The organism is Roseateles sp., from assembly GCF_036486225.1.
Taxonomy (GTDB): Bacteria; Pseudomonadota; Gammaproteobacteria; order Burkholderiales; family Burkholderiaceae_C; genus Roseateles.
Genome location: NZ_DASVNZ010000363.1, coordinates 1 through 7,259, shown reverse-complemented (window position 1 = coordinate 7,259; position 7,259 = coordinate 1). Strand labels below are relative to the sequence as shown.

The 7,259-nt window shown below is 67.6% G+C and carries 5 protein-coding genes; all 5 read left to right on the top strand.

What is annotated here, in order from left to right; genetic code table 11:
* The first annotated feature begins 276 nt into the window (after positions 1-276).
* Complete coding sequence (gene fdnG / locus VF536_RS23860; protein WP_331617411.1) at positions 277-3,345, top strand: formate dehydrogenase-N subunit alpha; 3,069 nt, start codon at positions 277-279, stop codon at positions 3,343-3,345.
* Between the two features lie 9 nt (positions 3,346-3,354).
* Positions 3,355-4,335: a formate dehydrogenase subunit beta gene (gene fdxH, locus VF536_RS23855; protein ID WP_331617409.1), complete on the top strand. Its 981-nt coding sequence runs from the start codon at positions 3,355-3,357 to the stop codon at positions 4,333-4,335.
* 17 nt (positions 4,336-4,352) lie between these two features.
* Complete coding sequence (locus tag VF536_RS23850) at positions 4,353-4,973, top strand: formate dehydrogenase subunit gamma (RefSeq protein WP_331617408.1); 621 nt, start codon at positions 4,353-4,355, stop codon at positions 4,971-4,973.
* Positions 4,970-5,992: a formate dehydrogenase accessory protein FdhE gene (gene fdhE, locus VF536_RS23845; RefSeq protein ID WP_331617407.1), complete on the top strand. Its 1,023-nt coding sequence runs from the start codon at positions 4,970-4,972 to the stop codon at positions 5,990-5,992. Before VF536_RS23850 ends, fdhE begins: the two co-directional genes overlap by 4 nt.
* Before the next feature lie 2 nt (positions 5,993-5,994).
* Positions 5,995-7,259 (top strand): L-seryl-tRNA(Sec) selenium transferase (gene selA, locus VF536_RS23840; protein WP_414710440.1); only part of this gene is annotated, 1,265 nt, incomplete at its 3' end.

Below are 7,259 nucleotides of genomic sequence, written 5' to 3'. Positions count from 1 at the left end.
AGATTGAGCGGAGAGGGGCACCGGCCTGCCCGGCGGTGCGCTCGGTCAACCGCATGCACGTGGGCAGCACACCCCGCTCCGTTCGCTGCACCGCACAACCCACCCCGGCAGAAAAAGCCACCGTCAATCCTGGTGCGCGCTGCGGTTCTTCCTCTCATGAGCGGGTGAGTCCTCATTGGACAAAGCGGATGCTTTGTGCCGAAATGCTTGAACGGGCCGCGTGACGGTCGTGCATTTCACCCAGGTCGCCTGAACGGCGAGCCCAGGAGGCACAAGATGGACATGAACCGGAGGCATTTCTTCCGGGTGAGCGGGGCGGCCGTGATGGGCTCCAGCCTCGTGGCGCTGGGGTTCTCCCCGGCTGCCGCACTGGCCGAGACGCGCCAGTTCAAGCTTGCCCGGGCGACCGAGACCCGCAACACCTGCCCCTATTGCTCGGTGGGCTGCGGGATCATCATGTACTCGCTCGGGGACAAGGCGAAGAACGTCACCTCCGAGATCATCCACATCGAGGGCGACCCCGATCATCCGGTCAACCGCGGCACCCTGTGCCCGAAGGGCGCGGGCCTGCTGGACTTCGTCCACAGCCCCAACCGCCTGAAGTATCCGGAGATCCGCGAGGCCGGCGCCAAGGAGTGGAAGCGCGTCAGCTGGGACGAGGCGATGGACCGCTTCGTGAAGCTGCTCAAGGCCGACCGCGATGCCAACTTCATCGCGACCAACGCCGACGGCAAGCCCGTCAACCGCTGGCTCTCGACCGGCATGATCTGCGCTTCCGCGTCCTCGAACGAATCGGGCTACATCACCCACAAGGCGATGCGCTCGATGGGGCTGCTCGCGTTCGACAACCAGGCCCGCGTTTGACACGGACCGACGGTGGCCAGTCTGGCCCCGACGTTCGGACGCGGCGCGATGACCAACCATTGGGTGGACATCAAGAACGCCGACCTCGTGCTGATCATGGGCGGCAACGCCGCCGAAGCGCATCCCTGCGGCTTCAAGTGGGTGATCGAGGCCAAGCACCACAACAAGGCGCGGCTGATCGTCGTCGACCCGCGCTTCACGCGCTCGGCCGCGATGAGCGACTACTACGCGCCGATCCGCGCGGGGTCCGACATCGCCTTCCTGGGCGGCGTGATCAACTATCTGCTGAGCAACAACAAGATCCAGACGGAGTACGTCCGGAACTACACGAACGCCCCGTTCATCGTCGGTGAGGGCTACAAGTTCGAGGACGGCATCTTCTCGGGCTACGACGAGGCCAAGCGCGCCTACAACAACGCGTCATGGGCCTACGAGATGGACGAGAAGGGCTTCGCCAAGGTCGACATGACGATGCAGCATCCGCGCTGCGTGCTCAACGTCATGAAGACCCACTTCTCGCGCTACACGCCGGAGAAGGTCAGCGAGATCACCGGCACGCCCAAGGACAAGTTCGTCGAGATCTGCCGGCAGATCGCGGAGACCTCGGTCCCCGGCAAGGTGATGACGATCATGTACGCGCTGGGCTGGACGCAGCACAGCCAGGGCTCGCAGATCATCCGCACCGGCGCGCTGGTGCAGCTGCTGCTCGGCAACATCGGGCAGCCCGGCGGCGGCATGAACGCACTGCGCGGCCACAGCAACATCCAGGGCCTCACCGACCTGGGCCTGCTGTCGACCTCGCTGACCGGCTACATGACCTTGCCCAAGGACTCGGAGCAGGACCTCGAGACCTACTACAAGACCAAGGCGCTCAAGCCGCTGCGTCCCAACCAGATGAGCTTCTGGCAGAACTACCCGAAGTTCTTCGTCAGCCAGCAGAAGGCGTGGTGGGGCAAGGCCGCGACCAAGGAGAACGACTGGGCCTACCACTACCTGCCGAAGTGGGACAAGGGCTACGACGTGCTGCAGGCCTTCGACCTGATGCACCAGGGCAAGGTCAACGGCTACGTCTGCCAGGGCTTCAACCCGGTGGGCTCCTTCCCCAACAAGAAGAAGGTGGTCGAAAGCCTGTCCAAGCTGAAGTTCCTCGCCATCATCGATCCGCTCAACACGGAGACCGCCGAGTTCTGGAAGAACTACGGCGAGCACAACGACGTGAAGACGGAAGAGATCCAGACGGTGGTGTTCCGCTTCCCGAGCACCTGCTTCGCGGAGGAGGACGGCTCGCTGACCAATTCCGGCCGCTGGCTGCAGTGGCACTGGAAGGGCGCCGAGCCTCCGGGCGAGGCCAAGGGCGACGCGGAGATCATTGCCGAGATTTTCCTGAGACTTCGCACGCTCTACCAGAAGGATGGCGGCGCCTTCCCCGATCCCATCGTCAACCTGAGCTGGCCGTACAAGATCCCGCACAGTCCCTCGGCCGAGGAACTGGCGATGGAGTTCAACGGCAAGGCGCTGGCCGACGTGACCGATCCGAAGGACCCGACCAAGGTGCTGCAGAAGGCCGGCGAGCAGTTGTCGGGCTTCGGCCTGCTGCGCGATGACGGCTCGACGTCCAGCGGCTGCTGGATCTACGCCGGCGCGTGGACGCAGGCGGGCAACCAGATGGCGCGGCGCGACAACAGCGATCCGTGGGGCATCGGCCAGACGCTGAACTGGGCCTGGGCCTGGCCGGCGAACCGGCGCGTGCTCTACAACGCCGCGTCCTGCGATCCGAGCGGCAAGCCGTGGAATCCGAAGCGTCGCCTGATCAGCTACACCGACAAGTGGGGCGGCTCCGACGTGCCCGACATCCGTCCGGACGCCAATCCCAACGACGAGGACGCGGTGCGGCCTTTCATCATGACGGCCGAGGGCGTGGCGCGACTGTTCGCGCCCAACGGCATGGTCGACGGTCCGCTGCCGGAGCACTACGAGCCCTTCGAGTCGCCGCTCACGGTCAACCCGATGCACCCGAACAACCCCAAGGCGATGAACAACCCGGCCGGCCGGGTGTTCAAGGCCGACCGGGAGGCCTTCGGCAAGCCGGACAAGTTCCCGTATGTGGCGACGAGCTACCGGCTCACCGAGCACTTCCACTACTGGACCAAGAACGTGCGTACCAGCGCCATCATCCAGCCGCAGCAGTTCGTGGAGATCGGCGAGGAGCTCGCGAAGGACAAGGGCATCGCCAACGGCGACCAGGTGAAGGTCAGCTCCAACCGCGGCTTCATCAAGGCCGTGGCGGTGGTGACCAAACGCGTGGCGTCGCTCGATGTCGGCGGCAAGCGGGTCCACACCGTGGGCCTGCCGAACCACTGGGGCTTCGTCGGCGTGGCCAAGCCCGGTTATCTGGTCAACACGCTGACCCCCTTCGTGGGCGACGCCAACACCCAGACGCCGGAGTTCAAGAGCTTCACCGTCAACATCGAGAAAGCTTGAGGCCCCGCCATGTCTTCATTGCAATCCCTCGACATCGCCAAGCGCTCCGCGACGACGCTGCCCAGCCCCGACGCGCGGCGCACGACGACGGAAGTCGCCAAGCTGATCGACGTCTCCTCGTGCATCGGCTGCAAGGCCTGCCAGGTCGCCTGCATGCAGTGGAACGACCTGCGCGACGACGTCGGCGAGACCCACGGCACCTACGACAACCCGCGCGACCTGACGCCGCAGTCCTGGACGGTGATGCGCTTCTCCGAAGTGGAGGTCGTCGAGAACAAGCTCGAATGGCTGATCCGCAAGGACGGCTGCATGCACTGCGACGATCCCGGCTGCCTGAAAGCCTGTCCCGCGCCGGGCGCGATCGTGAAGTACCAGAACGGCATCGTCGACTTCATCTCGGAGCACTGCGTGGGCTGCGGCAACTGCGTGACGGGCTGTCCGTTCGACGTGCCGCGCATCAGCAAGGCCGACAACAAGGCCTACAAGTGCAGCCTGTGCTCGGACCGCGTCGGCGTCGGCCTGGAGCCCGCGTGCGTGAAAGCCTGCCCGACCGGCGCGATCCGTTTCGGTTCGAAGGAGGACATGCATGAGTTCGCGTCCGAGCGCATCGTCGACCTGAAGGAGCGCGGCTACACGAATGCCGGCGTCTACGACCCGCAAGGCGTCGGCGGCACGCATGTGATGTACGTGCTGCAGCATGCGGACCAGCCGGGGCTCTATCACGGGCTGCCCAAGGACCCGCAGATCAGCCCGTTCGTGTCGCTGTGGAAGGGCGCGGCCAAACCGCTGGCCGTGGCCGCGATGGTCGGCGCGGCGGTGGCCGGCTTCTTCCACTACATGAAGGTCGGTCCGCAGAAGACGGAACACGACGAGCCGGATCCCGAGGAGGAACTGGCCTACGAACGCGCCAAGCGGGGCGAGGGCCCTGACGGCCCGCCGGGTGACGCACCGAGGCGTTCGAGCTACACCCCGCCCAGCGGCGGCCTCTGACCCACCGGGAGACCCTCATGTTGCTGCAACGCTATCGCGACAGCCAGCGGCTCAACCACTGGCTCATCGTGCTGCTGTTCCTGTGTGCCGGGCTCTCGGGCCTGGCCTTCTTCCACCCGAGTCTCTTCTTCCTGAGCAATCTTTTCGGCGGCGGCCCGTGGACGCGCGTGCTCCATCCCTACATGGGCTTGGGCATGGTGATCGCCTTCGCGTTCCTCGCGGCGCGGATGTGGCGGGACAACCTCTGGATAGACGCCGATTCGCAGTGGATGCGCCAGAGCCCCACCATGATCACCGGCGCCGGCAAGGAAGGCGTCCAGCCCGCGGCCAAGTACAACGCCGGGCAGAAGATCGTCTTCTGGGTGATGGTGGTGACGCTGACCATCCTGCTGGTCACCGGCTTCATGTTCTGGCACGCCTGGTTCCCCGAGGGCAACATCCTGATGCGGCGCATCGCGGTGCTGCTGCATGCGGCCTCGGCGGCGATCCTGATCCTGACGATCATCATCCACGTTTACGCGGCCATCTGGGTCAAGGGCTCGTTCCGGGCGATGACCCGTGGTACGGTCACCGACACCTGGGCCGCGCACCATCACCCGCTGTGGCACAAGGAAGTGAAGGAGCGGCCACGCGCATGACGTCTTCCAGCCCCATCCGGGTCATGTCCCCGGAAGAGATCGCGGTCAACGCCGGCGCACGCGCCGCGCCGGTGAAGGTGCCCGATCCCGGCCTCTTCGCCGAGCGCGCCGTGCGCCTGCGACAGCTGGCCGAGGGGCATGCGATGCGGGACTACCTGCTGTTCGTGGCCGAGCTGGCGCAGGCGCAGCATGAGCGCTTCAAGCGGACCGACGCGATGCGTCTGCCCGACGAGGTGCTGATCAACGGCGCGATGGTGGGCGGGCTGCCGCCGCTGGATGTGGCGACCTTCCCGCGCGATGCGGTGTGGCGCGAGGAGCTCCGCGCGCTGCTGCGCGCGATGGGCACGGCGGCGATCCCCGATGCGGCGAAGGCGCAGATGAAGCGGCTCGCCGATGCCGACGACGACTGGCTGGAGCATCAGGCGGCCGCGCTGCTCTCGGGCGGAGCGCCGGGCCTGGATCCGGCCTGCGCGCCGCTGATCGCGGCGGCCCTGCAGGTGTACTGGGCGCGCCTCGTCGTGCGGCTGCAGGCGCGTTATGACGAGAGCGACCAGGGCGAGCACGTCGCGCCCTTCGGCATGATCGACGACCCCACCGTCTGCCCGTGCTGCGGCTCGCGGCCGGTGGCTTCGATCACGCGCATCGCGGCGGAGCAGTCCGGACAGCGCTTCCTCGCCTGCTCGCTGTGCGGCTCGCAGTGGCACTACGTGCGCATCAAGTGCACGCACTGCCAGGGCACGAAGGGCATCACCTTCCAGAGCCTCGTCGACGACGACGGCCACAAGTCCGACGCGGTGGCGGCCGAATGCTGCGAGACCTGCGGGCACTACCTCAAGCAGGTCCACATGGAAAAGGACCTGCAGGTCGAGCCGCTGGCCGACGATCTGGCGACCCTGACGCTGGACCTGCTGGTGGGCGAGCTGGGGCTGGTGCGGCAGGGCTTCAATCCGCTGCTGATCCTGGGAGAAGCCGACGCATCGGGCGACGGCGCGCCGCCTCCCGATCCCGGAGGCCACTGAGCATGAAGCCCGAGGCATCCATGGTTCATGGTCCGACGGCAGGCTCCCCGGTCAGCAGTCCCGACCCGGCCGCGCCCCACGATCGCTCCCCGCCCCCGCACGGGCAGGCCGTGCCGCGCGCCGCGGCCCCGAAGGACCTGCCCTCCGTCGATCGCCTGCTGCGCGACGCGGCGGTGACGCATCTGATGGCGCGACACGGTCACGCCTTCGTCGCCGCGCAGGCGCGACGCCTGCTCGAAAGCTGGCGCGAGCGCGCGCTGGCGGGCACGCTGACGGCGGAGGAACTCCACCACCTGCCAGCCGAGCTCGAACGCCATTGCGTCGAGCGCCTGGCGCCGCGCATGCGCCGCGTGATCAACCTGACCGGCACGGTGCTGCACACCAACCTGGGCCGGGCGTTGCTCGCCGACGAAGCGCTGCGCCACGTGCTGGCCTGCATGAGCTCGCCCAACAACCTGGAGTTCGACCTCGTGCGCGGAGAGCGCGGCGACCGCGACAGCCTCGTCGAATCGCTGCTCTGCGACATCACCGGCGCCGAGGCGGCCACGGTCGTCAACAACAACGCCGCCGCGGTGCTGCTGGGCATCGCCGCGCTGGCGGGCGGGAAGGAAGCCGTCGTGTCGCGCGGCGAGCTGGTCGAGATCGGCGGCGCGTTCCGCATGCCCGACGTGATGGCGGCGGCGGGGGCGCGGCTGGTGGAAGTCGGCACGACCAACCGCACGCATGCGCGCGACTACGAGGCCGCCATCGGCCCCGACACCGCGCTGCTGATGAAGGTGCACACCAGCAACTATGCGATCCAGGGCTTCACCTCGTCGGTGAGCGAGGCCGAACTCGCTCCGATCGCGAAGGCGGCGGGCGTCCCGCTGATGACGGACCTGGGCAGCGGCTCGCTGGTCGACCTGGCGCAATGGGGCTTGCCGGCCGAGCCCTTGCCGCAGGCGATGCTGGCCGACGGCTGCGACATCGTGACCTTCAGCGGCGACAAGCTGCTGGGCGGACCCCAGGCGGGTCTGATCGTCGGCCGCCGGGACCTGGTGCAGAAGATCCGCAAGTTCCCGATGAAGCGCGCGTTGCGGCTGTCCAAGCTGCCGATGGCCGCGCTGGAAGCGACGCTGCGCCTGTACCTGCAGCCGGACCGCCTGACGCGGGACCTGCCGACGCTGCGCCTGCTGACGCGCCCCGTCGACCAGATCGAGGCGCAGGCGGAGCGCTTGCTGGCGCGCGTGGCGGACGCCGTCGCGCCGCGCTTCGGCGCGCGCGTGAG

Coding starts and splice junctions, on each gene's coding strand:
- fdhE (WP_331617407.1), top strand. CDS start 4,970: ATGACGTCTTCCAGCCCCATCCGGGTCATGTCCCCGGAAGAGATCGCG.
- VF536_RS23850 (WP_331617408.1), top strand. CDS start 4,353: ATGTTGCTGCAACGCTATCGCGACAGCCAGCGGCTCAACCACTGGCTC.
- fdxH (WP_331617409.1), top strand. CDS start 3,355: ATGTCTTCATTGCAATCCCTCGACATCGCCAAGCGCTCCGCGACGACG.